The organism is Acidovorax sp. AC410, assembly GCF_979253235.1.
The window spans coordinates 4,196,545-4,222,361 of sequence record NZ_CEEDCG010000001.1 but is presented as its reverse complement, the minus strand read 5'-3'; the positions used below and the strand labels follow the sequence as shown (position 1 = coordinate 4,222,361).

The 25,817-nt window shown below is 68.3% G+C and carries 21 protein-coding genes; 14 read left to right on the top strand and 7 right to left on the bottom strand.

The window, feature by feature from the left end; translation table 11 throughout:
- Window positions 1-7 precede the first annotated feature (7 nt).
- Entirely contained in the window at window positions 8-1,183 is a 1,176-nt protein-coding gene (locus AC0IZS_RS19585) for an MFS transporter (RefSeq protein WP_471637138.1), read from the top strand.
- On the opposite strand, the gene AC0IZS_RS19580 is transcribed toward AC0IZS_RS19585, so the two are convergent.
- Window positions 1,180-2,145, bottom strand: a complete 966-nt coding sequence (locus AC0IZS_RS19580; RefSeq protein ID WP_471637137.1) for a LysR family transcriptional regulator — start codon at window positions 2,143-2,145, stop codon at window positions 1,180-1,182. The genes AC0IZS_RS19585 and AC0IZS_RS19580 overlap by 4 nt on opposite strands.
- Window positions 2,146-2,289: 144 nt before the next feature.
- Here AC0IZS_RS19580 and ilvD point away from each other — a divergent pair, with 144 nt between their 5' ends.
- Window positions 2,290-3,996, top strand: coding sequence for a dihydroxy-acid dehydratase (gene ilvD / locus AC0IZS_RS19575; protein WP_471637136.1), 1,707 nt, complete (start codon window positions 2,290-2,292; stop codon window positions 3,994-3,996).
- Between the two features lie 120 nt (window positions 3,997-4,116).
- Here the strand turns inward: ilvD and AC0IZS_RS19570 are convergent, their stop codons facing one another.
- Window positions 4,117-5,022, bottom strand: coding sequence for an amino acid ABC transporter substrate-binding protein (locus AC0IZS_RS19570; RefSeq protein WP_471637135.1), 906 nt, complete (start codon window positions 5,020-5,022; stop codon window positions 4,117-4,119).
- Window positions 5,023-5,287: 265 nt separating this feature from the next.
- On the opposite strand from AC0IZS_RS19570, the gene AC0IZS_RS19565 reads away from it, so the two are divergent.
- Together AC0IZS_RS19565 and AC0IZS_RS19560 are read left to right on the top strand one after the other, a co-directional pair.
- On the top strand, window positions 5,288-6,574 hold the full coding sequence (locus AC0IZS_RS19565; protein WP_471637134.1) for an FAD-dependent oxidoreductase: 1,287 nt from the start codon (window positions 5,288-5,290) through the stop codon (window positions 6,572-6,574).
- A gap of 72 nt (window positions 6,575-6,646) precedes the next feature.
- Window positions 6,647-7,525 carry a LysR family transcriptional regulator gene (locus tag AC0IZS_RS19560; RefSeq protein WP_471637133.1) on the top strand — a complete coding sequence of 293 codons (879 nt, stop codon included), beginning with the start codon at window positions 6,647-6,649 and terminating at the stop codon, window positions 7,523-7,525.
- A gap of 128 nt (window positions 7,526-7,653) precedes the next feature.
- Here AC0IZS_RS19560 and AC0IZS_RS19555 read toward each other — a convergent pair whose 3' ends face one another.
- Window positions 7,654-7,896 (bottom strand): TIGR04438 family Trp-rich protein, encoded by a 243-nt coding sequence (locus AC0IZS_RS19555; protein ID WP_471637132.1) that lies wholly within the window; start codon window positions 7,894-7,896, stop codon window positions 7,654-7,656.
- A gap of 284 nt (window positions 7,897-8,180) precedes the next feature.
- Between AC0IZS_RS19555 and AC0IZS_RS19550 the strand changes: the two genes are divergently transcribed.
- Window positions 8,181-8,486, top strand: coding sequence for a c-type cytochrome (locus tag AC0IZS_RS19550; RefSeq protein ID WP_471637131.1), 306 nt, complete (start codon window positions 8,181-8,183; stop codon window positions 8,484-8,486).
- An 89-nt stretch (window positions 8,487-8,575) separates the two neighbouring features.
- Here the strand turns inward: AC0IZS_RS19550 and AC0IZS_RS19545 are convergent, their stop codons facing one another.
- Complete coding sequence (locus AC0IZS_RS19545; protein WP_471637130.1) at window positions 8,576-9,046, bottom strand: LapA family protein; 471 nt, start codon at window positions 9,044-9,046, stop codon at window positions 8,576-8,578.
- Window positions 9,047-9,458: 412 nt separating this feature from the next.
- Window positions 9,459-11,462: an acetate--CoA ligase gene (gene acs, locus AC0IZS_RS19540; RefSeq protein WP_471637129.1), complete on the bottom strand. Its 2,004-nt coding sequence runs from the start codon at window positions 11,460-11,462 to the stop codon at window positions 9,459-9,461.
- A gap of 190 nt (window positions 11,463-11,652) precedes the next feature.
- Between acs and AC0IZS_RS19535 the strand changes: the two genes are divergently transcribed.
- From AC0IZS_RS19535 to AC0IZS_RS19505, 7 genes are all read left to right on the top strand, one after another.
- Window positions 11,653-12,225 (top strand): TIGR00645 family protein, encoded by a 573-nt coding sequence (locus AC0IZS_RS19535; RefSeq protein WP_471637128.1) that lies wholly within the window; start codon window positions 11,653-11,655, stop codon window positions 12,223-12,225.
- Between the two features lie 523 nt (window positions 12,226-12,748).
- Window positions 12,749-14,002, top strand: coding sequence for a glycine betaine/L-proline ABC transporter ATP-binding protein ProV (proV, locus tag AC0IZS_RS19530; protein ID WP_471637127.1), 1,254 nt, complete (start codon window positions 12,749-12,751; stop codon window positions 14,000-14,002).
- The gene (gene proW / locus AC0IZS_RS19525) at window positions 13,999-15,174 is read left to right on the top strand and encodes a glycine betaine/L-proline ABC transporter permease ProW (protein ID WP_471637126.1); all 1,176 of its coding nucleotides are present in this window, start codon (window positions 13,999-14,001) and stop codon (window positions 15,172-15,174) included. The genes proV and proW overlap by 4 nt, the downstream gene beginning before the upstream one ends.
- Window positions 15,175-15,203: 29 nt before the next feature.
- A complete protein-coding gene (gene proX / locus AC0IZS_RS19520; RefSeq protein WP_471637125.1) occupies window positions 15,204-16,208 on the top strand; it encodes a glycine betaine/L-proline ABC transporter substrate-binding protein ProX in 1,005 nt (334 codons plus the stop codon).
- 48 nt (window positions 16,209-16,256) lie between these two features.
- Window positions 16,257-17,495 carry an RDD family protein gene (locus AC0IZS_RS19515; RefSeq protein WP_471637124.1) on the top strand — a complete coding sequence of 413 codons (1,239 nt, stop codon included), beginning with the start codon at window positions 16,257-16,259 and terminating at the stop codon, window positions 17,493-17,495.
- Between the two features lie 93 nt (window positions 17,496-17,588).
- On the top strand, window positions 17,589-18,710 hold the full coding sequence (locus tag AC0IZS_RS19510; RefSeq protein ID WP_471637123.1) for a DNA topoisomerase IB: 1,122 nt from the start codon (window positions 17,589-17,591) through the stop codon (window positions 18,708-18,710).
- 144 nt (window positions 18,711-18,854) lie between these two features.
- On the top strand, window positions 18,855-19,652 hold the full coding sequence (locus tag AC0IZS_RS19505) for a Crp/Fnr family transcriptional regulator (RefSeq protein WP_471637122.1): 798 nt from the start codon (window positions 18,855-18,857) through the stop codon (window positions 19,650-19,652).
- Window positions 19,653-19,655: 3 nt separating this feature from the next.
- Here AC0IZS_RS19505 and AC0IZS_RS19500 read toward each other — a convergent pair whose 3' ends face one another.
- Window positions 19,656-20,462, bottom strand: a complete 807-nt coding sequence (locus AC0IZS_RS19500) for an AraC family transcriptional regulator (protein WP_471637121.1) — start codon at window positions 20,460-20,462, stop codon at window positions 19,656-19,658.
- Window positions 20,463-20,582: 120 nt separating this feature from the next.
- Between AC0IZS_RS19500 and AC0IZS_RS19495 the strand changes: the two genes are divergently transcribed.
- On the top strand, window positions 20,583-21,452 hold the full coding sequence (locus tag AC0IZS_RS19495; RefSeq protein ID WP_471637120.1) for an NAD(P)-dependent oxidoreductase: 870 nt from the start codon (window positions 20,583-20,585) through the stop codon (window positions 21,450-21,452).
- Window positions 21,453-21,462: 10 nt separating this feature from the next.
- Here the strand turns inward: AC0IZS_RS19495 and fumC are convergent, their stop codons facing one another.
- The gene (gene fumC, locus AC0IZS_RS19490) at window positions 21,463-22,848 is read right to left on the bottom strand and encodes a class II fumarate hydratase (protein WP_471637119.1); all 1,386 of its coding nucleotides are present in this window, start codon (window positions 22,846-22,848) and stop codon (window positions 21,463-21,465) included.
- 577 nt (window positions 22,849-23,425) lie between these two features.
- Between fumC and AC0IZS_RS19485 the strand changes: the two genes are divergently transcribed.
- Window positions 23,426-25,579 carry a putative bifunctional diguanylate cyclase/phosphodiesterase gene (locus AC0IZS_RS19485; RefSeq protein ID WP_471637118.1) on the top strand — a complete coding sequence of 718 codons (2,154 nt, stop codon included), beginning with the start codon at window positions 23,426-23,428 and terminating at the stop codon, window positions 25,577-25,579.
- Window positions 25,580-25,817 lie beyond the last annotated feature (238 nt).

The following is a 25,817-nucleotide window of genomic DNA, read 5'->3' as shown; positions in this document are numbered from 1 at the left end:
CCCGCCCATGCTGCTTCTGCGCAATGCCTCCGTTCGCCTGCTGTTCGCTGGCCAGGCCCTGTACTGGGGCTGCTCCATCATCGGCATCACGCTGACCTCCATCGTCGGCGCGCGGCTGGCGCCCTGGCCGGCGCTGGCCACCTTGCCGCTGGCACTGCTGGTGCTAGGCAACCTGCTGTCGGTGCAGCCGCTGTCGCTGTTCATGCAGCGCCACGGCCGGCGTGCGGGGCTGCAGGCCGGCGCGCTGTGCGGTGTGGCGGGCGGCCTCATCAGCATGGCGGGGGTGCAGTGGGGCAGCTTTGCCGTCTTCTGCGCGGGCACGCTGGCCATCGGCGCCTACCAGGCATCCTCGGGCTACTACACCTATGCCGCCCTGGAGGCGGTGGGCGCGCAGCAGAAAGGCCGCGCCGCCGCCTGCGTGGTAGCCGGCGGCCTGTGCGCGGCCGTGTTCGCGCCACCGCTGGCGCTGTGGTCGCGCAACCTGCTGGCCACACCGCTCGCGGGGGCCTATCTCGCCATTGCGGCATTGGCCGCGCTGGGCTGGGTGGTGATGGCGCGGTTGCGCGAGGGCGTGGCGCCCAGGCCGGCCGCAGGCGGCATGGCGGCCATGCGCGGGCTGCTGGCCCGCCCCGGCCTGCGCGCGGCAGTGGTGATGACGGCCATCGGCCATGGCCTGATGATCCTGGTGATGAACGCCACGCCGCTGGCGATGGAGGTCTGCGGCTTCTCGGCCGCATCCGCCGCGCAGGTCATCCAATGGCATGTGATCGGCATGTTCGCGCCTGCGCTGTTTTCAGGGGCGCTGGTGGACCGCTTCGGCAGCCGGCGCGTGGCCACCGCAGGCGCGCTGTGCCTGGCGGCCAGCGCGGTGGTGGCACTGTCGGGCCTGTCGTTCACCGAGTTCCTGGCCAGCTCCTTCCTGCTGGGCACGGGCTGGAATCTGATGGTGATATCGGGCACCACGCTGCTGTCCGAAAGCCATGCCGCCGACGAGCGCGGCCAGGCGCAGGCACTGATGCAGTTGGCCAACGGCATCGTGGCGGCGATGATGTCCTTTGCCTCGGGCGCATTGTTGACTGGCGTGGGCTGGACAGCCATCAACGCCGTGGCGCTGCCGCTGCTGGCCATTGCGGCGGGGCTGCTGTTCGTGCGCGGGCGCGCAGCGCAGGTCGCGGCAGGCTAAGCGGTCTTCGAGCGCTCGCGCACGAAGTCGACAAACCGCGCCAGCGCCGGGTTGTTCAGCCCGGCGGGCCAGACCAGGCTGGTCTCGCACACGGGCAGCAGCGACTCGGCAGGCGCTTTCGCCGCCTTGGTCCGCGCCTTGCGCGGAGCAGGCCCGAAAGCATCCGCAGCGCGGTACACCACCCCCTCGCGGCGAAACTGGGTCACGCTCTCGGGCACCCAGGCCACGCCCAGCCCGCCCCACACCAGGTTGACGATGGTCTGCATCTGGATCGCTTCCTGTGCCACCACGGGCACGCGGCCGGCCGCGTGGTACAGCGCGAAGATCGCATCGTGCAGCGAAGGCACGATGCGGCGCGGAAAGATCACCAGCGGCTCGGCCAGCACCTGCGCCAGGTCCAGGCGCGGCACACCGGCCAGCGGGTGGCTTGCGGGCAGCGCCAGCACCAGGGGTTCTTCGGCCACCGCCAGGCGCGCCAGCTCCGGCGGGGCCGCGCCGGGCGAATGCAGCACCAGCCCGCCATCGAGCTCGCCGCGCGCGAACAGCGCGCGCTGCACGTCGCCCGTGGCTTCCACCAGCTCCAGCGCCACCTGCGGGCACAGCACGCGAAAATCGCGCACCCACTCGGGCAGCCGCTCGAAGCCGATGGTGGAGACAAAGGCCAGCCGCACCCGCCCCACCTCGCCCGCGGCGGCGGCCCGCGCCCGCACAGGCAGTGCCTGCGCGCGCTCCAGAAAGTCGCGCACGTCGGGCAGCAGGGCCTCGCCCGCCGGGGTCAGCGCCACACGCCGGCGCGTGCGGTCGAACAGCATCACGCCCAGCGAGCGCTCCATCTGCGCAATCGCCTGGGTCAGCGGCGGCTGCGTCATGTGCAGGCGGATCGCGGCGCGGCCAAAGTGCAGTTCTTCGGCCACAGCGACGAACTGGCGCCAGGCGCGCACGTCGATGAATGTCTCTTTCATATGTTTTATATATTAATGGAGCAGACGAAAGGGATTGGAAACGCAGCGCCAAACCTCGCATACTTGCAAGCCGAAAGCATGGGACACGTGGAACGCTGCGCTGTCCTCCCCTACAACAACGACTCCCCCACCAGGAAAACCGCCATGGCAGACAGCAAGACCATCCCGATCCAGCCCATCAACCACCGCAGCGCCAACATCACGCAAGGCAAGTCGCGTGCGCCCAACCGCTCCATGTACTACGCCATGGGCTACGAGGAAGGCGACTTCGTCAAGCCCATGGTCGGCGTGGCCAACGGCCACAGCACCATCACCCCCTGCAACAGCGGCCTGCAGAAGCTGGCCGACGCGGCCATCGCCGGCATCGAGGAAGCGGGCGGCAACGCCCAGGTGTTCGGCACGCCCACCATCTCGGACGGCATGGCCATGGGCACCGAAGGCATGAAGTACAGCCTGGTCAGCCGCGAAGTCATCAGCGACTGCATCGAGACCTGCGTCGGCGGCCAGTGGATGGACGGCGTGCTGGTGGTCGGCGGCTGCGACAAGAACATGCCTGGCGGCCTGATGGGCATGCTGCGCGCCAACGTGCCCGCCATCTATGTCTACGGCGGCACCATCCTGCCGGGCCGCTACCAGGACAAGGACCTGAACATCGTGAGCGTGTTCGAGGCCGTGGGCGAGAACGCCGCCGGCAAGCTCAGCGACTTCGACCTCAAGGAGATCGAAAAGCGCGCCATCCCCGGCACCGGCTCGTGCGGCGGCATGTACACCGCCAACACCATGTCCAGCGCCTTCGAGGCCCTGGGCATCAGCCTGCCCTACTCGTCCACCATGGCCAACCCGCACGACGAGAAGATGAACTCGGCCAAGGAATCGGCCAAGGTGCTGATCGAAGCCATCAAGATGGACTTGAAACCCCGCGACATCGTGACCAAGAAGGCCATCGAGAACGCCGTGGCCGTGATCATGGCCACCGGCGGCTCCACCAACGCCGTGCTGCACTTCCTGGCCATCGCCCACACGGCGGGCGTGGAGTGGAGCATCGACGACTTCGAGCGCATCCGCAAGCAGACCCCCGTGCTGTGCGATTTGAAGCCCAGCGGCAAGTACCTGGCCGTGGACCTGCACCGCGCAGGCGGCATCCCGCAAGTGATGAAGGTGCTGCTCAACGCTGGCCTGCTGCACGGCGACTGCATCACCATCAGCGGCAAGACCATTGCCGAAGTGCTCAAGGACGTGCCCGATGTGCCCCGTGCCGGCCAGGACGTGATCCGCGGCATCGACAAGCCCATGTACGCCCAGGGCCACCTGGCCATCCTGAAGGGCAACCTCAGCCCCGAAGGCGCCGTGGCCAAGATCACGGGCCTCAAGAACCCCGTCATCACCGGCCCGGCCCGCGTGTTCGACGACGAGCAATCGGCCCTGGAAGCCATCCTGGCTGGCAAGATCAAGGCCGGCGACGTGATGGTGCTGCGCTACCTGGGCCCCAAGGGCGGCCCCGGCATGCCCGAAATGCTGGCCCCCACCGGCGCACTCATCGGTGCCGGCCTGGGTGAAAGCGTGGGCCTCATCACCGACGGCCGCTTCTCCGGCGGCACCTGGGGCATGGTGGTCGGCCACGTGGCGCCCGAGGCCGCCGCTGGCGGCACGATTGCCTTTGTCAACGAAGGCGACAGCATCACCATCGACGCGCGCCAGTTGCTGCTGGAGCTGAACGTGAGCGAAGAAGAAATCGCCAAGCGCCGCGCCGCCTGGACGGCCCCCGCCCCGCGCTACACCCGCGGCGTGCAGGCCAAGTTCGCTTTCAACGCATCGAGCGCGAGCAAGGGCGCGGTGCTGGACGCGTACTGACACCTCGGTGGCACCAGGCAGGCGGAACCCGACGCCTGCCCAAGCTCACGCACAACGCCCGCAGCCTTCTCAGGCTGCGGGCGTTTTTTCTTGCGCAGTGGCCCAGGGCAGCACCGTGGCTCAGGGCGCCGCAGGCGGCGCAGGCCGGTCGCTGAACTCCTTGAGGTTCTTCCTGAGCTCGGCGCTCATCGGCACATTGAGCGCCACGTTGCGTGGCGGGATGGGCTGCAGGAACCACTTGTCGTAGAGCTTCTCGAACTCGCCGCTCTTCATGAGCGAGACCAGGGCGGCATCGACTTCCTTCTTGAATTCGGGGTCGTTCTTGCGCAGCATGATGGCGTAGGGCTCGACCTGCAGCGCCTCGCCCACCACGGCCCATTCGGCCGGGTTCTTGGCGTTGGCCACCAGGCCGTACAGCAGGATGTCGTCCATGGCATAGGCGTCGGCCCGGCCGCCTTCGGCCAGCAGCGCGCCATCGGCATGGTCCTTGGCCAGCAGCATCTCGGTCTCCTGGTTGTTGTCCTTGAGGTACTTGCGCAGCACCTGTACGTTGGTGGTGCCGCTGGTGGTGGCCAGCTTCTTGCCCTTGAGGTCGGTCAGCGCGGTGATGCCCGAGGTCTTCTTCACCATCATGCGGGTGCCGGTGTAGAAGTAGTTCACCGCAAACTCGACCTGCTCGCGCCGCGCCACGTTGTTGGTGGTGGAGCCGCATTCCAGGTCCACCGTGCCGTTCATTACCAGCGGAATCCGGTTCTGCGAGCTGACGGGCTGGCGCTCGATCTTCAGGTCGGGTCGCTTGATCTTCGCCTTGAGGATCTCCACGATGCGGTCGCAGATCTCGATGCTGAAGCCAATGGGCTTGGCATCGCTCAGGTAGCTGAACGGCACGGAGGAATCACGGTAGCTCAGGTGGATGACCCCGGACTGCGCCATCTTGGCCAGCGTGGGCTGCGGCTGGGCGAAGGAGGACGAAATGGCGGCCAGCGACAGGGCGGCGCCAAGGGCGGTGCGGGTCCAGCGGTTCATGGGTGCTCTCCGGAAATGTGGTGAGGGGGTCTGCGAACACTCGCAATGTACGGGCCCGGCCGCCTGGCAGCGAGTAGCAATTTCGCCATGGTGTATGCCCTGGCGGCATACCCTGACGGCATACGTTGGCACGCCCCTTCGTGGTGCAGCAGCCCCGTCATGGGGAGCGTATGCCTTCCGGGCATGGGCCATCGGCATTCCGGCAATCGACGGCGCCACCGGCCACGCCGATGATGCGGGCTCTTTCTGTACCAAGGAGCAGGCGTTGTTGCGTATTGCAGTGATCGGTGGCGGCATCGTCGGCTTGGCCACCGCGCGGGCCCTCGTGGGCAAGGGCCACGAGGTGGTGCTGCTGGACCAGGGCCCCGGCCCGGCCAGCGGCGCAAGTGCCCAGAATGGCGCCCAGCTGAGCTATGCCTACGTGGCGCCGCTGGCGTCCCCCGCCATCTTCGCGCAGTTGCCGTCGCTGCTGCTGTCGCCGTCGTCGCCGCTGCGCCTGCGCCCGGGGCTGGACCCGGCTGCTTGGCGCTGGTGCCTGCAGTTCGTGGCGGCCTGCACCCAGGCCCGCGCCGACGCCACCACGCGCCAGCTGCTGCGCCTGGCTGGCGACAGCCACAGCGCCTTCCAGCGCTGGCGCGCGAACGTCCCGGCGGCGCGCATCGAGCACACCACGCAGGGCAAGCTGGTGCTGTACCGCAGTGCCGCGGGCCTGGAGGCCGCAGGCCGCCAGGTGCAGCTGCAGCAGGCCATGCACGGGCCCCTGCAGCAGGTGCTGACGGGCGCGGAATGCTGCGTGCGCGAGCCCGCACTGGACCCCGCTGCGCCGCTGGCGGGCGGCATCTGGACCCCCAGCGAAGAGGTGGCCGACTGCGCCAAGGTCTGCGCCGCGCTGGCCGATGAACTGGCCAGCGGGCCGCGCTTCACCGCGCTGTGGAGCCACCGCTTCCTCGCCTGGGACCGCCACCAGGGCAACGAGCCCAAGGGCCTGCTTGCCGAGCACGGTGGCACGCGGCAGCACATCGCCTTCGATGCCTGCGTGGTGGCTGCCGGGGCACAAACCCCCGGGCTGCTGCACCCGCTGGGCTTGGGTGGCAGCGTGTCCATCCAGCCGCTCAAGGGCTACAGCATCGACGTGGCTGCCGAGCACATCGCGCGCATGCCGGCCACCAGCCTCACGGACACGGCGACCAAGACCGTGTTCGCGCCGCTGGGCTCGGGCCCCACGCGGCGGCTGCGCGTGGCCGGCTTTGCCGAGCTGGTGGGCCAGGACACACGCATCGACCACGGCCGCATCGCCCTGCTGGTGGACAGCGTGCGCCAGTTGTTCGGCCTGCGCGGCACGCCGGGCGACATGCGCCCCTGGGCCGGCCTGCGCCCCGCCACGCCCACCGGGCTGCCGTGCATCGGCCGCGCCGGTGGCGTGCGCAACCTGTTCGTCAACTCCGGCCAGGGCGCCCTGGGTTTCACGCTGGCCTTCGGTTCTGCCGAGTGGCTGGCCGCCGATATCGAGGGCACTGCACAGGCCTGGCAGGCGCAACACATGCACGCGTAACGCGGCCGGCGGTGGCGGCTGCACGCATCGCACGGCGGTACCCGGCCCGTGCGCGCCTGTTAACCTTGCCCCATGTTCCGCATCCGCCACATCGAGATCTTCTATGCCGTGATGCGCGCCGGCACCGTCAAGGGTGCGGCCGACACCTTGCACATCACCCAGCCCGCGGCCTCGCGCCTGCTGCAGCAGGCCGAGCAGAGCATCGGCGTCACGCTGTTCCAGCGCGTGCGCGGCCGGCTCACGCCCACGGTAGAGGCCCAGCGCCTGTTCCCCGATGTGGAGCAGCTCTTCGGCCAGCTCGATGCCGTGCGCCGCAGCGCGGCCAACCTCGGTGCCGGCTCCGACACGGTGCTGCGCCTGCTGTGCGTGCCGGGGCTGTCGATGGAAGTGCTGCCCCAGGCGCTGGGCCGCTGGAACCGCGCGCACCCGCACGTGCGCCTGACCTTCCGCACCCTGCACTCGCGCCAGATCGCCGACGCCATCGTGCGCCGCGAAGCCGACCTGGGCTTTGCCCTGGAACCCTCGAACCACCCGGCCGTGGTGGACCTGCCCATCGGCCACGGCCGCGTGGTCTGTGTGGGCCTGGACCTGCCGCCCGGCGACGGCCCCGTCCCCCTGCAGGCCCTGGCCGACCACCCGCTGATCGACCTGGACCCTTCGGACCCCATCGGCCGCCAGCTGCACATGGCCTACGACGCCCATGGCGTGGCACCCGCCGCGCGCATCACCACCGCCAGTTACCACGCCGCCATCGAAATGGCCGCGCAGGGCCTGGGATGGGCCCTGGTGGACAGCTGGTCGGCCTGGTACGCCCGGCGCCACCCCGGCCTGCAGGTGCGGCCCCTGGCACCGGAGGTGGGCACGGTGGCCTGTGCGCTGCGCTCGCGGGACCTGCCCTGGAGCGCAGCGGCCGGTGCGCTCGTGGAGGAGATGGGGCGGGCGTTGGGGTGACCCCCTGCATGCCGCAGGCATGAAAAAGCCCGTCACCCTGGGGGACGGGCTTTTTCACCATGCGAGGGACCACCGCCCGGGTCGCCAGAGTGTGGCCCGAACCAAGCGACCCACAGGCCCGAGGGGCCTCAGCGCGGCTTGCGCGGCGCCATGCCCATGGCCTCCTTGTTCTTGTTGATGCGATCCTGCTTGCGCTGTTCCATCTTTTCCATGGCCTTGCGTTTGGTGTAACCCGTTTTATCAGCCCACGCCCACCAGACGATGGTGAGGCCATAGACGCCCAGGATCCACATCCAGTCCATATTGGCCACGGGGCCGATTTCAAGGTATTTGAGCGCCGACAAAATGACGGCAATGACGAGCAGGTACATGGCAATCTCCAATCAATACGGGTGCGCAGGGGCTTGGCAGCCTAGGGGCCCTAGGAGCCTGTCGGACTTGGAAATCGTCGGCTGCAAATCGGCCGCAGCGGTCCATTTTTCACCGTCTTTTTGCCCCATAGCCTGGCTATGGGGCTGAAAATCCGGCAAAAACTGTCCTCGCTGGGGCCGATTTTCGCTTTCGACGCTCCAAGTCCGACAGGCGCCTAGGTCAACCCAAGTCACTACAATTCCGTTAAAAGAACTGTAACCCAACCCACAGGAAAATCCCCACCATGAAGCGCACTCTGATCACATTGGCCCTTTCGCTGTCGGTGGCGGGCCCCGCCATGGCCGACATGGCGCTGGCCACGGCCAAGAGCTGCATGGCCTGCCACGCCATGGACAAGAAGGTGGTGGGCCCCTCCTACAAGGAAGTGGCGGCCAAGTACGCGGGCCAGAAGGATGCCGTGGACAAGCTGGCCGGCAAGATCATGAAGGGCGGTGGGGGTGTATGGGGCCCCGTGCCCATGCCCGCCAATGCGCAGGTCAACGAAGCCGACGCCAAGAAGCTGGCCGCCTGGGTGCTCACGGTGAAGTAACACTTCGCACGGCACACAGACAACAGCCGCGCCACTGTGCCAGTGGGGCGGCTGTTGTGCTTTGGGGGCCAGGAGCTGGCCAGTCCGTCTTACACGAGGTTCATGTCGGCCCCGCGCACGCGCATTTGCTGCTCCAGTTGTCCCACATAGGCGGCGGTGGTGTTGTCGGATTCCTGGGCACGGGCGGCCAGGCGGGTTTCGAGGTGGTCCAGCCGTGCCAACAGGGCCGTATGCGTTTGCTGCTGCTGGGTTTCCAGGAAGGCGCGCAGCTCGGTGAAGCGCGAGGCCTCGGCCTTGTCGGCCAGCTCGCGCTGGGCCTGCAGTTCCTTGGTGTGGCGGCGCGTCTCCAGCAGCACCGAGCCCTGCAGCGAGAGCACATAGGCCACGCCGACGATGGCCAGCAAGGCCGTGAGGCCCAGCATGAGCAGGCCCAGCGGCGCCTCCAGTGCGGTCACGCCCAGGGACACGGGCACGGGGGCAGACAGCGCTGCCCAGTTGAGGGCCGCCAGCACGGCAATGGCCAGCATGGTCAGCAGCAGCACGATGGATCGTAATTGCATGGGAAAAGCTCCGTTCGTTCGTTGCACGCACCGCTCGCCGACCCTCATGGCCGGCGGCGTGTTGAACGGGTTGTAACCCATGCGGGGCTGCAAACACAGACCTTGCAGCGGTTTGCCGAAGCTGTCCTACAGGGGCGGCTGCCTGGCCGCTGCGCAGCGGCCGGTGGCCGGCATAAAAAAGTTGCGAAGCGTCCCGAAACGAAAAAGAGAGGGAGGGAGGAAAAGCGCTCCGGAAGGGACAGTCGGAACCTCGGGGGGACCGAAAGGCTTCGCAACATCAAAACGGTGCCTTGATCAAGCGCGATGGACGATCGACGAAGATTCTGTGGCCACATCACATCGCCTGCAGCGATGAGTGGCCCCAAACCCGGCAAGCGCTGCGCGCTGGCGCCGTTGCACGGCGCCTTCTGGATCAGTTGGTCTGGGCCAACTGATCCAGGATTGCCGGGTTCTCCAAAGTAGAAGTGTCCTGCGTGATCGCCTCGCCCTTGGCGATGCTGCGCAACAGCCGGCGCATGATCTTGCCGCTGCGCGTCTTGGGCAGGTTGTCGCCGAAGCGGATGTCCTTGGGCTTGGCGATGGGGCCGATTTCCTTGGCGACCCAGGCGCGCAGCTCGTTGGCGATCTGCTTGGCCTCTTCGCCGGTGGGGCGCGAGCGCTTGAGCACGACGAAGGCGCAGATGGCCTCTCCGGTCACGTCGTCGGGGCGGCCCACCACGGCGGCTTCGGCCACCAGATCGGTCTTGGAGACCAGGGCCGATTCGATTTCCATCGTGCCCATGCGGTGGCCCGAGACGTTGAGCACGTCGTCGATGCGGCCGGTGATGCGGAAGTACGCCCGGTCGCTGCTGCGCACGGCACCGTCGCCGGCCAGGTAGTAGCCCTTGAGCTCTTCGGGGAAGTAGGCCTTCTTGAAGCGCTCGGGGTCGTTCCAGATGGTGCGGATCATGCTGGGCCAGGGGCGCTTGATGACCAGGATGCCGCCCGTGCCGTTGGCGATGTCGTTGCCCACCTCATCGACGATGGCGGCGGTGATGCCGGGCAGCGGCAGCGTGCAGCTGCCGGGCACCAGCGGCGTGGCGCCGGGCAGCGGGGTGATGACGTGGCCACCGGTCTCGGTCTGCCAGAAGGTGTCCACGATGGGGCAGCGCTCGCCGCCCACGTTCTTGTGGTACCACATCCAGGCTTCGGGGTTGATGGGCTCGCCCACGCTGCCCAGGATACGCAGGCTCGACAGGTCCGAGCGCGCGGGGTGCACGGCGGCATCGCCCTCGGCGGCCTTGATGAGCGAGCGGATGGCCGTGGGGGCCGTGTAGAAGATGGTGCATTGGTGCTTTTCGATCATCTGCCAGAAGCGCCCGGCGTTGGGGAAGGTGGGGATGCCTTCGAAGATGATCTGCGTGGCGCCGGCCGCCAGCGGACCGTAGGCCACGTAGGTGTGGCCGGTGATCCAGCCGATGTCGGCCGTGCACCAGAAGATGTCGTCAGGCCGCAGATCGAAAGTCCAGTCCATCGTGAGCTTGGCCCACAGCAGGTAGCCGCCGGTGCTGTGCTGCACGCCCTTGGGCTTGCCAGTGGAGCCGCTGGTGTACAGGATGAACAGCGGGTGCTCTGCGCCCACGGCCACGGGCGGGCAGTCGGTGCTCTGGCCTTCGAGGGCTTCGGTGAAGGTCTTGTCGCGCCCGGCCACCATGTTGCATGCGGTGGGCGTGCGCTGGTAGACGAAGACGTTGCGGATGGTGTCGCAGCCGCCGGCGGCCAGGGCCTCGTCGATGATGGCCTTGAGCGGCAACTCCTTGCCGCCGCGCATCTGGTAGTTGGCGGTAATCACGGCCACGGCACCGGCGTCGATGATGCGCTCCTGCACCGCCTTGGCGCTGAAGCCGCCGAACACCACGCTGTGCGTGGCGCCGATGCGCGCGCAGGCCTGCATGGCGATCACGCCCTCCACCGTCATGGGCATGTAGATCAGCACGCGGTCGCCCTTGCTGACGCCATGGGCCTTGAGCGCATTGGCGAACTGGCCCACGCGGGCCAGCAATTCCTTGTAGGTCACGCGGGTCACGGTGCCATCGTCGGCCTCGAAGATGATCGCGTCCTTGTTCTCGGTGGGCGTGCCGATGTGGCGGTCCAGGCAGTTGGCGCTGGCGTTGAGCTCGCCGTCATCGAACCATTGGAAGAAGGGGGCGTTGGATTCGTCCAGCGTGCGCGTGAAGGGTTTGGTCCACTGCACGTTCTCGCGCGCCAGGCGCGCCCAGAAGCCTTCGAAGTCCTGCTCGGCCTCGGCGCACAGGGCGTCGTAGCCGGCCATGCCCGAGACGCGGGCGGCTTTGACGATGGCCTCCGAGGGCGGGAACACGCGGTTTTCAACCAGCACGGACTCGATTGCCGATGTAGAGGTGGATGCTGCACTCATCTTGTTGTCTCCTGGGTCTGATGGAATTGGTTTGGCCGGTACTGTCCTGCGCGGCACTTACAAGCCACTGACTGGCACGAAGCTTACAGGTCCTGTCACAGGCCACTTCGGGAGACACCCTAAAATCGCGCGTCTCCCCTACCCCACCCCCTTTATGTCCGCTCCCAAGCCTCCCCTCAAGCCCACGCCCATGCGCCCTCTGTCTTCGCTGATCTTTGCCAGCCGCTGGCTGCAACTGCCCCTGTACCTGGGCCTGATCCTGGCGCAGGCGGTGTATGTGTTCCATTTCTGGGTGGAGCTGGTGCACCTGATCGAAGCCGCTTTCGGCAACACGGCGGCGCTCAAATCGCTGGTGTCCAGCATCGGCTACAAGAGCGACGTGGACGTGACGGCGCTCAACGAGACCATCATCATGCTGGTGGTGCTGGCGCTGATCGACGTGGTGATGATCTCCAACCTGCTGATCATGGTGATCGTGGGCGGCTATGAGACCTTCGTCTCGCGTCTGCACCTCGAAGACCACCCCGACCAACCCGAATGGCTGAGCCACGTGAACGCCTCGGTGCTCAAGGTCAAGCTGGCCACGGCCATCATCGGCATCAGTTCCATCCACCTGCTCAAAACCTTCATCAACGCCGCCAACTACGACGAGAAGGTGCTGATGTGGCAAACCATCATCCATGTGGTGTTCCTGCTGAGCGCGCTGGCCATTGCGGCGACGGACCGCCTGATGGCGCACAGCACACCGCCTGCACGGCACTGAGCGGCCCCGGCCCACGAAGCCCCGCAAGGACCTGCCCGCCAGGTCCGGCGGGGCTTTGTTCATGGGCAGCGCGCGCACTGCGCACGCGTATACCACCGTCGGAAAAACCCGCATTCCCGACACAAACGCACTGAATACTTATAATTCACCGGTGTTTTACAACCTGCAACGCAGGTAATTCGTCCTTTTCACAGGGCGAACCCCCAGTCGGGGCGGCTGCGACCTGTTGACGGACAGCAGCCTCCGACGCCACGGCCGGATCTCCGGCCCTGATGCATCTCACAGCGTTCGGCCCCCCTGCGGTGCCGCGCCGACTCTGAGGCCCTTGCGCACCACCTTGCGTGCCATCCGGGCCGATCCGGGCACCTGCCGTGCCCACCCCTGCCTTTGTGCCCTGCGCCTGCGCGCCGGGTCGGCTGCCGCATCAGGGTTCCGCTTTTCCGGCCCTCCATCGAGCCTGGGCCACCTGTAGGTGGCCGGGCGTGTTGTTCCACCCGCCATCCACCGAGGAAGGACCCACCCCATGGCCAAGCAAATCACCATCGAGCATGTGTTCAAGGTTTTCGGCGACACGCCGCAGACCGCGCTGGACCTGGCACGCCAGGGCCTGGACAAGAAAGACATCCTGGCGCAGACCGGCAATTCCATCGGCGTCTTCGACGCCAGCTTCACCATCGCGGCCGGCGAGATCTTCGTGGTCATGGGCCTGTCGGGCTCGGGCAAATCGACGCTGGTGCGCATGCTCAACCGCCTGATCGAGCCCACGGCCGGCCGCATTCTGGTGGAGGGCGAGGACATCAACGCGCTGGGCGAGCGCCAGCTGCGCGCCCTGCGCCGCAAGGACATCAGCATGGTCTTCCAGTCGTTCGCCCTCATGCCGCACCTGACGGTGCTGGACAACGCCGCCTTCGGGCTCGAACTGGCCGGGGTGGGCCGCACGGAGCGCCAGCAGCAGGCCGCCCTGGCGCTGGAACAGGTGGGCCTGGCCGGCTGGGGCGCGAGCTACCCCGACGAACTCTCCGGCGGCATGCAGCAGCGCGTGGGCCTGGCGCGGGCGCTGGCCAGCGACCCGTCCATCCTGCTCATGGACGAGGCTTTCTCGGCGCTGGATCCCATCATCCGCACCGAGATGCAAAGCGAGCTGCTGCGCCTGCAGCAGGTGCGCCGGCGCACCATCGTCTTCATCTCGCACGACCTGGACGAGGCCATGCGCATCGGCGACCGCATCGCCATCATGAAAGACGGCGAAGTGGTGCAGGTGGGCACGCCCGACGAGATCCTGCGCAACCCTGCCAACGGCTATGTGCGCAGCTTCGTGCGCGGCGTGGACGCGGCCGCCGTGTTCAAGGCCGGCGACATCTCGCGCAAGCGCCTCACGGTGGTGAACGAGCACAGCGACCGAGGCGCCCGTGCGGCGCTGCAGCTCATCGAGGGGCATGACGACGACTTCGCCTACGTGCTCAGCCCCAGCCGGCGCTACCTGGGCACCGTGTCGGCCGACTCGCTGCGCGCGGCGCTGCGCGGCCACACCGGGCCGCTGGGGCTGCAGCATGCCTACCTCGGCGCGGTGGATCCCATCGCCGCCCAGGCGCCGGTGGCCGAGCTGTTCGGCCAGGTGGCCCTGGCCCCCTGCGCACTGCCCGTGGTGGATACGGACGGGCGCTTTCGCGGCGCCATCAGCAAGACCACGCTGCTGCGCTTTCTGGACCGGGACACACCGCCCATTGCACCCACGCCACCCACCCCATCCACCCACACCGCAGGGAGCCCCGCATGAACCAGACGACCACGAACACGCACCAGGCACTGGCACAGGAAGCCCCCGGGACGAGCGATGCGGCCCACGCACCGGCCCTGGCAGGCGCGGATGTGCAACCTGCGCCCTTCGCCGATCCCTGGCAAGCATCGATGCAGGCCAGCGACAGCGGCGCATCGGCCACCGACTGGCTCAACCCGCCAACGCCGACGGCAGACCTGGCAGCCAGCAGCCTGAACCCCGGCGATTGGTTCGACGGCTCTCTTCCTGTACAGGCCTGGATCAACCAGGGCCTTGGCTGGGTGGTGGAACACTTTCGCCCCTTCTTCCAGAGCGTGCGCGCGCCCATCGACGGCACGCTCAGCGGGGTGGAAGGCCTGCTCACCAGCCTGCCCGCCCCGGCCATGGTCGTGCTGGCGGGTCTGCTGGCTTGGCAGTTCGCGGGCCGGGCGCTGGCCATCGGCACCGTGGTGTCGCTGGCGCTGGTGGCGCTGCTGGGCATCTGGCCCGAGGCCATGGTCACGCTGTCGCTGGTGCTCACCTCACTGGCCTTCTGCGTGCTGATCGGCCTGCCCCTGGGCATCGTGCTGGCCAGCAGCGACCGCGCGCAGCGCCTCCTGCGCCCGCTGCTTGATGCCATGCAGACCACGCCGGCCTTCGTCTACCTGGTGCCGGTGGTGATGCTGTTCGGCATTGGCAACGTGCCGGGCGTGGTGGTCACCATCGTCTTCGCGCTGCCGCCGCTGGTGCGCCTGACCAACCTGGGCCTGCGCCAGGTGCGGCCCGATCTGATCGAGGCCTCGCGTGCCTATGGCGCATCGCCCGTGCAGATGCTGGTCAAGGTGCAGCTGCCGCTGGCCATGCCCTCCATCCTGGCCGGCATCAACCAGGCGCTGATGCTGTCGCTGTCGATGGTGGTCATCGCCTCGATGATCGCCGTGGGCGGCCTGGGGCAGATGGTGCTGCGCGGCATTGGCCGGCTGGACATGGGCCTGGCCACCGTGGGCGGCCTGGGCATCGTGCTGCTGGCCATCACGCTCGACCGCATCACCCAGTCCCTGGGCCGGCCGCGCCGCGGCGTGCGCCACTGGTGGCACACCGGCCCTGCGGGCCTGGTGCTGCGCATCACATCGCGCCTGGTGCAGCCACGCCGGGCCCCGCAAGGCTCGGGCGCCCTGCCCGCCCTGCGCTGATCCCCCACCCGACACGAGGAAACGAACCCATGGCATCCCTGAACCATCGCATTGCCACCGTGCTTGCCGCCTTCGCCCTGTCGGGTGGCGCGCATGCGCAGACCGAGCTGCCCGGCAAGGGCATCACCGTGCAGCCGCTGCAAAGCTCCATTGCCGAAGAATCCTTCCAGACCCTGCTGGTGGGCCGCGCACTCGAAAAACTGGGCTACACCGTGCAGCCCACCAAGGAGGTCGAGTACCCCACCGCCCACGTGGCCATCGCCCAGGGCGACGCCACCTACATGGCCAATCACTGGGACCCGCTGCACGCCGACTTCTACCGCAACGCGGGCGGCGATGCCAAACTCTCGCGCACCGGCAGCTACTCGCAGAACGCCGTGCAGGGCTACCTCATCGACAAGAAGACGGCCGAGCAGTACGGCATCACCCACATCGACCAGCTCAAGGACCCCCAGCTCGCCCGCCTGTTCGACAGCAACGGCGACGGCAAAGCCGACCTCACCGGCTGCACGCCCGGCTGGGGTTGCGAGGGCGTGATCGAGCACCAGCTCAGGGCCTACGGCCTCACCGGCACGGTGACCCATGTCCAGGGCAGCTACTCGGCGCTGATCGCCGACACCATTGCCCGCTTCAGGCAGGGCCAGCCCATCCTGTACTACACCTGGACGCCCTACTGGGTCAGCGGCGTGCTGCGCCCCGGCTCGGAGGTCGTGTGGCTGCAGGTGCCGCATTCGGCGCTGCCGGGCGATCAGGCCGGGGTGGACACCGGGCTGCCCAATGGCCGCAACTACGGTTTCATCCCCAACCGCCAGCGCATCGTGGCCAACAAACAGTTCACCGACCAGAACCCGGCGGCCGCGAAACTGTTCGAGGTGATGCAGCTGCCCGTGGCCGATATCAATGCCCAGAACCTGGCCATGCGCGACGGGCAGAACCGCCCAGCCGACCTGGCGCGCCATGCGGACGGCTGGATCCGCGCGCACCAGGCCACCTTCGACGGCTGGATCGCGCAGGCGCGGGCGGCATCCCGATAAATCGGCCAGTTGTGCGGAATGTCTCACTCTTTCGGGTGAGTGTGTGTGGTGCAGGCCACAAGTGGCCGCAGCGCGCTGCAGGCGGCAGGGCGTGCGCCGCATAATCCGGCCGCCTCCACCTTTGCCGGCCATCGAATTGTGGCCTGCCGCACCACCATGCAATGCCCGCGCTGCAACTGGCAGAACCACGCCTCCTACACCCAATGCTTCAGCTGCCAGGCACCGCTGCCGGTCGCAGGAGCGCAGGCGGGCGCAGCACCAGCCCCGTTCGCCCTCCCCACGGCCAAAGCTCCCGCACCCGCCCCCAGGCCCGCACCGGCGCAGGCGCACCAGGCTGAACTGGTCGAGGTGTTTCCCGGCACGCTGGCGCGCCTGGGTGCCACGCTGATCGACGGGCTGCTGATGCTGGTGCTGCCCATGGCGATGGTGCTGGCCTGGGTGTTCGCCCGCCCCGCCTTCGACGCAGCGCCGAACGCCGCCTACCCGGCCGCGCTGGCACTGGCCGTGCTGGGCCTGTTCTCGCCCGCGCTGATGGACGCCATGGGCGCGGGCTCACCGGGCAAGCGCCTGCTGGGCATGCGCGTGGCCACGCGCACGGGTGAGCGCCCTGGCGTGGCGCGGTCGATGCTGCGGCATTTCCTCAAGTACACGCTGACCCTGGGGCTCACGCTGGCCGTGCCCTTTTTGCTGCACCGCGTGCTCACGGCCCTGTTCGGCGAGCGCGGCCTGCACAGCTCGATGACGGGCACCTTCGTGGTCTCCAACCGCGCCAGCGACACCGCCATCCAGAAGGCCGTGGCACTGGAACGCGGCCCCGGCTGGTTCCTCAAGACGATGGTGGTGCTGGGAGCGCTGTCGGCTTTCAGCTTCGCGATCATGGTGGCCGTGGCGCTGTGGAACCAGGGCGACGAGCCCGCCAACCCGCACCGCGAGCAGGTGCGCCAGCTGGACAAGGCCGCTCGCCCCGTGCTGCAGCTGGTGGAGAACCACTACCGCAACACCGGCAACTTCCCTGCCAACGCGGCGGCCATCGGCCTGGCCCAGGCGGGGCAGTTGCCGGCAGGCTTCAAGGCCCTGGCCATCGAGCCGGCCAATGGCGTGGTGCGCCTGACCATTGCCGATGGCGCGGGCGAGCCGCTGGATGGCAAGCACCTGGTCTACCTGCCCACGATGAAGAAGCGCAAGGGCCAGAGCGACCTGGGCAAATGGCAGTGCGGCAGCGACGACATCGCGCGCGAGAACCTGTCCTTCGGCTGCCGCCACGCCGTGGCGGGCGCGGCGAAATAGCGCGGGCGACCCCTACTGGCTGCGGCGCCGTCCCACGCCGGTGTCGAGCGGGCTCCTACGGCTGCCACCGGCAGGCCGCGGTGTGATCGGGGCATGCCTTCGCCCGTCTCATCCACCCGCAAGACCACTCCATCCCGCCCCCGCCTGCCAGGCGGCCTGCGCTATGTCAGCACCACCATGCCGGGCCTCACGCGCGTGAAGCGCGGCAAGGCCTTTCGCTACCGCAGCCCCGACGGGCAGTGGGTGGTAGACCCCGACGAGGTGGCGCGCATCAACCAACTGGCAATCCCCCCGGCCTACACCAGCGTGTGGATCTGCCCGCTGCCCAACGGCCACCTGCAGGCCACGGGCCTGGACGCACGCGGCCGGCTGCAGTACCGCTACCACCCCGACTGGCGCGCGCAGCGCGACGAGAGCAAGTTCGGCCGCATGCTGGCCTTTGGCCGCGCTCTGCCGCGCATCCGCGCGCGCGTGGCGCGCGACCTGAAGGACGGCGCGCGCAGCAAGGCCCTCTCGCGCAGCCTGGTGCTCGCCACGCTGGTGCGCCTGCTGGACACCACCTTCGTGCGCGTGGGCAACGAGGAATACGCCAGCAGCAACAACTCCTTCGGTCTGACCACGCTGCGCACGCGCCATGCCAGGCTCCACGGCAGCAAGCTCACACTGAGCTTCCGGGGCAAGAGCGGCGTGCCGCAGCAGGCCGCCCTGGACGACCCGCGCGTGGCCCGCGTGGTGCGCCGCTGCCAGCAACTGCCGGGGCAGGAACTCTTCCAGTACGAGGGAGACGACGGCCTGCCCCATGCGGTGGGCTCGGGCGATGTGAACGATTACCTGGCCGAGATCACGGGTACGGACAAGGAGGGCCAGGAAGGCATGCGCTTCACCGCCAAGGATTTTCGCACCTGGCACGGCACGGTGCAGGCGCTGGAACTCACGCGCCTGGCCTGTACCGGCCAGGCGGGCGAGCCCGCCTACAGCGCCAGGGACATCCTGGCCGAGGTGGCGCGCCAGCTTGGCAATACACCCGCCGTGTGCAGGAAGTCGTACGTACACCCGGCGGTGCTGGAGCTGGGTTCGCGCCTGGCATCGGACGCGGGGCCGGGCATGCAGTCGGTGTGGGAGCGCATCGGCGGAGCGGCATCGCCCAGGGGCCTGAGCGCGGCGGAGCGGCGGCTGCTGGCCTTTCTGCACAAGCCGCGCGGCAAGGCAGGCTGAGAGGCTGAGACCCTGTCGCCAAGGTGCCGCAGGGGGCACCGGTGCCCGGGAGGCGCCGCTAAAATTGCTGCAGCGCGGCAAACCGGTGTCCTGATGCCGCCCCTGCCCCATCCACCGACATCGCCCCACGAGCAGCCCATCACCATGCTGGAATCCCTGAGCAACGGCGCGGACCGCAACGCACAGCAACGCCCTTTCCTGAGCCTGGAGGAGCGCGACGCCATCAACCGCGGCCGCTGGTTCGCGGCGCTCACGCCCTCGCTCAGGCATGACATCCTGCGCCTGGGCCGCGTCACGCGCTACGCCCACGGCAAGATGATCGTCGAGCAGGGCAAGCCGGCAACCGACTGGTTCACCTGTGCCAGCGGCGCCATCCGCTTTCGGCGCACCACGCCCTCGGGCAAGCAGGTCACGCTGGCCTATGTGGAGCCCGGCATCTGGGTCGGCGAGGCCGAGGTGCTGCACCAGGGCGCCAACACCTACGACGCCCACGCGCACGGCCCCACCACGGTGCTCAGCGTGGCCGAAGCCGTGTTCCGCCAGCTGCTGCGCGAGCACCCCTCGTTCGGCGAGGCGCTGCTCACCCTGCAGGCGCGGCGCATGCGCTACCTCTACTGGATGATGGAAGACATGGCCACCCTGCCCCTGCGCGCACGGCTGGCCAAGCAGCTCCTGCACATGCTGCGCCGCTTCGGCGAGCGCGCTGCCGTGCCAGGCACGCGCGGCGCCATCGGCCTGTCGCTGGTGCAGGACGAGCTGGCCCAGCTCCTGGGCGGCTCGCGCCAGCGCATCAACATGGAGCTCAAGTGGATGGAGCGCGAGGGCATCATCGGCATCCACCAGCGCGACATCGTGGTACACAACCTGGCGCAGCTCGAAGCGCTGGCGCAGCAGGAAGTGCTGGCGCAGAGCGAACCCGCGGACGTTCACAAGGGCGGCTGAGCGCTACGCCGTGCGCAACAGGCCCGGCGACACCCCCAGCACGCGCCGCATGCTGCGCGCCATGTGGCTCTGGTGCGAAAAGCCCGCCGCCAGGGCCACCTCGCTGGCTGGCAACTTGCCCTGGCGCAGCAGCGCGCGGGCGCGCTCCACCCGGCGCTGCACCACATACTCATGAACCGGCACGCCCAGGGAGCGCTTGAACAAGGTCTTGAAGTGCGACACGCTGCTGTGCGCCACGCCGGCCAGCACCGGCAGCGACAGGTCTTCGTCGAGGTGCACTTCTATGTAGTCCACCACCCGGCGCAGCTGCGCCGCAGACAGGCTGGGCGGCGCCTTCCTGGCCAGCGTGTAGCGGCCCAGCAGGTGCACGGCCAGGGCCGTGCCCAGGCTCTCGGCATAGAGCCGGCCGTTGGGCGAGCCAGCCTGGCGCTCGGCCTCCAGCGCCCAGGCGATGTGCGCCAGATGCGCGTCCTGGAACTGGTGGCGTGGTGCCAGGGCGGCGCGGCCGGCGGGCAGGCCGGCTTCAAGGGCCGTGCGTTCGAGCAGCGCCGGCGCAAAGCGCAGCACTACCGAGCGGCCCGGCCCATCTTCGTGCCAGGTGTCGGCCTGGCCGGCAGCAACGATGTCCACGTCGCCGCGCGTGTAGACAAAGCGCTGCGCGCCGCAGATGCCCTGCACCGGCTCGCCCGAATGCACGCGCACGCGCATATCCGCCATCGGCTTGAGCTCGACCACGCCGCCCGGCGTTTCCACCAGGTCCACCTGCAGACCGGCGCGGCCGGGTACCACTGCGAATGCCGATTCGTCCATCCGTGCTCTCCAAAAAGCCGTTCGTGCGCGACCGGCCAAGCGATTCTGCAGATTATTGGCATGTCGCCGCGAAGGCACTTGTCGCCCGCGGTTTGGCGCTACTCCATGAAAGGGATTTGTATGAAAACGACCGTGATCGGAATGGGGACCATGGGCAAGAAGCTGGCCGCGCTGCTGCTGCAGGCAGACCACCGGGTCAGCGTATGGAACCGCTCGCCGGCCAACGCCGCCGAAGTGGTGGCCCAGGGGGCCACCCAACACCAGGACGTGGCCCAGGCGATCGCCGCCAGCGAGGTGATCGTGGTCTGCGTGAAGGACTACGAAGCCGCCAACGCCATCCTGCTGTCGCCCGGCGTGGGTGCGGCGCTCCAGGGCCGCACGGTGGTTCACCTGACCACCGGCAGCCCCCAGGAGGCCCTGGACATGGACGCCTGGGTGCGCAGCCACGGCGGCCTGTACCTGGACGGCGCCATCCAGGCCGCACCGGAGCAGATGGGCCTGCCGACGACGCCGGTCTTCGTCTCGGGCGCCCAGCACGCCTTCGACAGCGCGCTGGCCGTGCTGCAGGTCTTCGGCGGCGGCATCTCCTTCCTGGGCGAGCGTCCTTCGCTCGCCTCGGCGATGGATTTCGCCACGCTGTCGTATGTCTACGGCGCGACCATCGGGTTCTTCCACGGCGCGCGCATCGCCGAGACGGAGGGCCTCGACGTCGAGCGCTACGGCGCACTCGTCAACCAGATCGCGCCCTCGTTCGGCGCCTTCCTGCAGCACGAGGGCAAGGTCATCCACAGCGGCGACTTCGCCATCACGCAAAGCCCGCTGCGCATCTCCATCGACGCCACGCGCCGCATCGCGCAGCATGCGCGCGACAGCGGCATCCACGCCGCCGTGCCGGAGCTGGCAGAAACGCTGTTCCGCCAGGCCGAGGAAGCGGGCTACGCCGACGAGGAGGCGGCCGCCGTGGTCAAGGTGATGCGCGCGAACCGCTGAGCGAGCGGACTCAACGCCCGACCATGTTGCCCGGCACCACCCACTGGTCGAACTGCTCGCCCGTCACATGGCCCGAGGCCACGGCCGCTTCGCGCAGGCTGGTGCCTTCCTTGTGGGCCTTCTTGGCGATATAGGCCGCCTTGTCGTAGCCGATATGGGTGTTGAGCGCGGTCACCAGCATCAGCGAGCGGTCCACCAGCTCGGTGATGCGCTCGCGGTTGGGCTCGATGCCCACCGCGCACTGGTCGTTGAAACTGACCATGCCGTCGGCCAGCAAGCGCACGCTCTGCAGGAAGTTGTGCGCCACCATGGGGCGGAACACGTTGAGCTCGAAATTGCCCGAGGCACCGCCGAAGTTGATGGCCACGTCGTTGCCGAACACCTGGGCGGCCAGCATGGTCACGGCCTCGCTCTGCGTGGGGTTGACCTTGCCGGGCATGATGGACGAGCCCGGCTCGTTCTCGGGGATGCTGAGCTCGCCGATGCCGCTGCGCGGGCCGCTGGCCAGCCAGCGCACGTCGTTGGCGATCTTCATCATGCTGGCGGCCAGGGTCTTCAAGGCACCGTGGGCATGCACCAGGCCATCGACCGAGGCCAGGGCCTCGAACTTGTTGGGCGCGGTGACGAAGGGCAGGCCCGTGAGGCGCGCCAGCTCGGCGGCCGACTGCTCGGCATAGCCCTTGGGCGCATTCAGGCCCGTGCCCACCGCAGTACCGCCCAAGGCCAGCTCGTACAGGTGGGGCAGCGCGGCGCGCACATGGCGCTCGCCATGGTCGAGCTGGGCCACATAGCCCGAGAACTCCTGGCCCAGCGTGAGTGGGGTGGCGTCCTGCAGGTGGGTGCGGCCGATCTTGACGATGCCGTCAAAGTCCCGGGCCTTCTGGTCCAGCGTGGCGCGCAGCCTGGCGATGGCGGGCAAGAGCTTGTGCGTGAGCGCCTCCACGGCGGCCACGTGCATGGCGGTGGGGAACACGTCGTTGCTCGACTGGCTGCGGTTCACGTCGTCGTTGGGGTGTACCAGGCGGCCTTCGCCGCGCTCGCCGCCCAAAATCTCGCTGGCGCGGTTGGCCAGCACTTCATTCACGTTCATGTTGGTCTGCGTGCCCGAGCCGGTCTGCCACACCACCAGCGGAAACTCGCCCGGGTGCTTGCCGGCAATCACTTCGTCGGCGGCGGCCACGATGGCACCGGTCTTCTTGCTGTCCTGCAGACCCAGGGCCTGGTTGACCACGGCCGAGGCGCGCTTGACCTGGGCCAGCGCCTTGATGATCTCGCGCGGCTGCTGCTCGCCCGAGATGTCGAAGTTCTGCAGCGAGCGCTGCGTCTGCGCGCCCCACAGCTTGTCGGCCGGCACCTCGATGGGGCCAAAGGTGTCGCGTTCGGTACGGGAGGTCATGGGAAACGGTACTCCAAGGTAAAACAACTGTCAGGTGGAACGACGCTGGCAGGCACTGCGGCGCAGCTCGGTGCGAGAGCAGCGACTCAAAGGCACAGGCCGTGGGGAATCAGGCGCACCCGGTAGCATAAGATAAAGCAAAACAATTCTCATTTACCAACACCAAGATGCACCCAATCGCAGGGGGAAATGCACTGCGCACCACCCGTCTCAACAAGGCTTTGCAGTGTTCAGGCAAAGAGGTCCTAGAGCCACCACTCCAACAAGTTTTGCAACAGATTGGTACAATTTACCTTCGTCAGAACCTCTTCACGGTCTCTTCCAGGGCAAGCCAACCTGCCAAGGCATGCGATGCCACAGGCATGCGCCCTGTCAGCCCACCCCCATTTGCACAGGGCATGTCTCCTGCCGGCCCTGCATCCGCAAGCCTGCAGGCTCGCGCGAGCACCGCCGTCACCGGCGTGCGCGCTCCCGTGAGAGCGACCGTGAACAGATTCGCAGCCTCCGTGCGCACGCCCCTTGACGGCGCGCGCACGCGGGCGCAACCTGCCTACCAGTACACATCTTCAGCATCTCCATGAACACGTTCATGCCCTTCAGCTACAACCTGTTCGTGGTGGCAGCGTCCTTTGCCATTGCCATGCTGGCCTCCTACGTCACGCTGGACCTGGCGCGGCGGGTGCGCACGGCGCAGCGCCGCGTGGGCCTGGCCTGGTGGGCGGCGGGCTCCATCGTCATGGGCACCGGCATCTGGTCCATGCACTTCCTGGGCATGCAGGCCTTCAAGCTGCCCATCGAGATCGGTTTTTCCGGTGGGGCCACCCTGCTGTCCTGGCTGGCGGCCGTGGCGGCATCCGGCGTGGCGCTGGAGCTGGCCAGCCGCGAGAACTTCGGCAACACCCAGCTCGCACTGGGGGCCTTGGTGATGGGTGCCGGCATCAGCGGCATGCACTACATCGGCATGGCGGCCATGGACATGAACCCCGGCATCGTCTGGGACTACCGGGTGGTGGTCCTGTCGGTGCTGATCGCGGTGCTGGCCTCGGCCTCGGCACTGCTCATCTTCAAGCTGCTGCGCCGCGTGCGGCCCAGCCAGCGCGTGCGCTACCAGCTTGCGGCCTCGTTCGTGATGGCGGTGGCCATCTGCGGCATGCACTACACCGGCATGGCGGCCGCCCGCTTTGCCGTGGGCGCCGTGTGCCTGAGCGCCGGCGAGCTCGGTGGCCCGGGCCTCACGGCCATGGTGCTCATCGCCACCGGCATGCTGCTGGTGAGCACGCTGTTCACCTCCATCCTGGATGCACGGCTGCAGAACACGGCGCAGCAGCTCACCCAGTCGTTGCGGGAGAGCAACACCCGCCTGCAGGCCGCCAACGACGAGTTGCAAAAGCGCGCCTTTGCCGACGCCCTCACCGGCCTGCCCAACCGCCTGCTGTTCGAAGACCGGCTCATCCACGCCCTGCTGCGCCTGGATCGCACCAACCACCTGCGCGTGGAGGACCGGCTGGCCGTGCTGTTCGTGGACCTCGATGGTTTCAAGCCCATCAACGACTCCTTCGGCCATGCGGCGGGCGACGTGATCCTGCGCAGCGCGGCGGACCGGCTGCGCAAGGAAGCGCGCGAGTGCGACACCGTGGCCCGCGTGGGTGGCGATGAGTTCCTGATCCTGCTGGAGGACGTGACCGACGTGGCCGCCTGCGTCAGCATGGCCAACCGGGTGCTGGAGTCGCTGTCGCAGCCCTTCGAGGTCTCGGGCAAGAAGGTGCAGATCGCCTGCTCCATCGGCATAGTGGTGCACCCTGACCATGGCGACCGCACCAAGCTGGTGGCCAACGCCGATGCCGCCATGTACGCCGCCAAGCGCGCAGGCGGTGGCTGCTACGCCCTGTTCGAGCCCCACATGGGCTCGGACGCTTCGGAACAACTGGAGCTGCTGAACGACCTGCGCCAGGCGCTGGACCGGGGCGAGCTGGCCCTGCACTACCAACCCAAGATCGACGGCACGCGCGGCCAGATCAGCGGCGTGGAGGCCCTGCTGCGCTGGAACCACCCCAAGCACGGCATGGTGCCCCCCATGGTGTTCATCACCCTGGCCGAGCGCTTCGGACTGATCGGGCGCCTGGGCGCCTGGGTCATCAACGAGGCCTGCCGCCAGACGGCCGAATGGGCCCGCAGCGGCATGCGCATGCGCGTGGCCATCAACCTGTCGGTGCACCAGCTGCGCGAAAGCGGCCTGGCCGAGCGCATCGGGCAGGCGCTGCAGTTTCACGGACTGGATGCCTCGCAGCTGCTGTGCGAGATCACCGAATCGGTGGCCATGGAGGACATCAAGGCCACGCAGCGCACCTTCGAGGGGCTGGCGCGCATTGGCGTGTTTTTGTCCATCGATGATTTCGGCACCGGCTACTCCAGCCTCAACTACCTGCGCCAACTGCCCGCGCAGCAGCTCAAGATCGACCGCAGCTTCGTCAACGACCTGGAGGACAGCGAGGACGCCCGCGCCGTGGTCAGCGCCGTGGTGAGCCTGGCGCACGCGCTGGGCCTGCGCGTCGTGGCCGAAGGCGTGGAAACCATGGGCCAGCGCGACATCCTGCTGGCCATGGACTGCGACGAACTGCAGGGCTTCTTCTTTGCCCGCCCCATGCCGGCGGATTCGCTGTTCGCCTGGTCGCAGGGCGAAAAGCCGGAGGGCGCCGTCGATTTCACGCCCTCTGTCATCGGGAGCTTGTGATGCCCCCTGAGGCGCTTCGCGCCTTCCCCCTCAGGGGGACGCCCCCAGCGCGGCGGGGCGGCCCTTGCGCGGGGGCACTGGCTTGAGCCGCGCGCCTTTTCAGACATACGCTGGCCGTGACCATCGGTAGCAATCGTCGGCATGTTCTTACACCGCGCAGCGCAGGGCGCGCGCACCATGGCACCACAGTGGCCGCACCGCCATTGCCGTGCCGACTCCCGTTGACCGGTGCGCACCC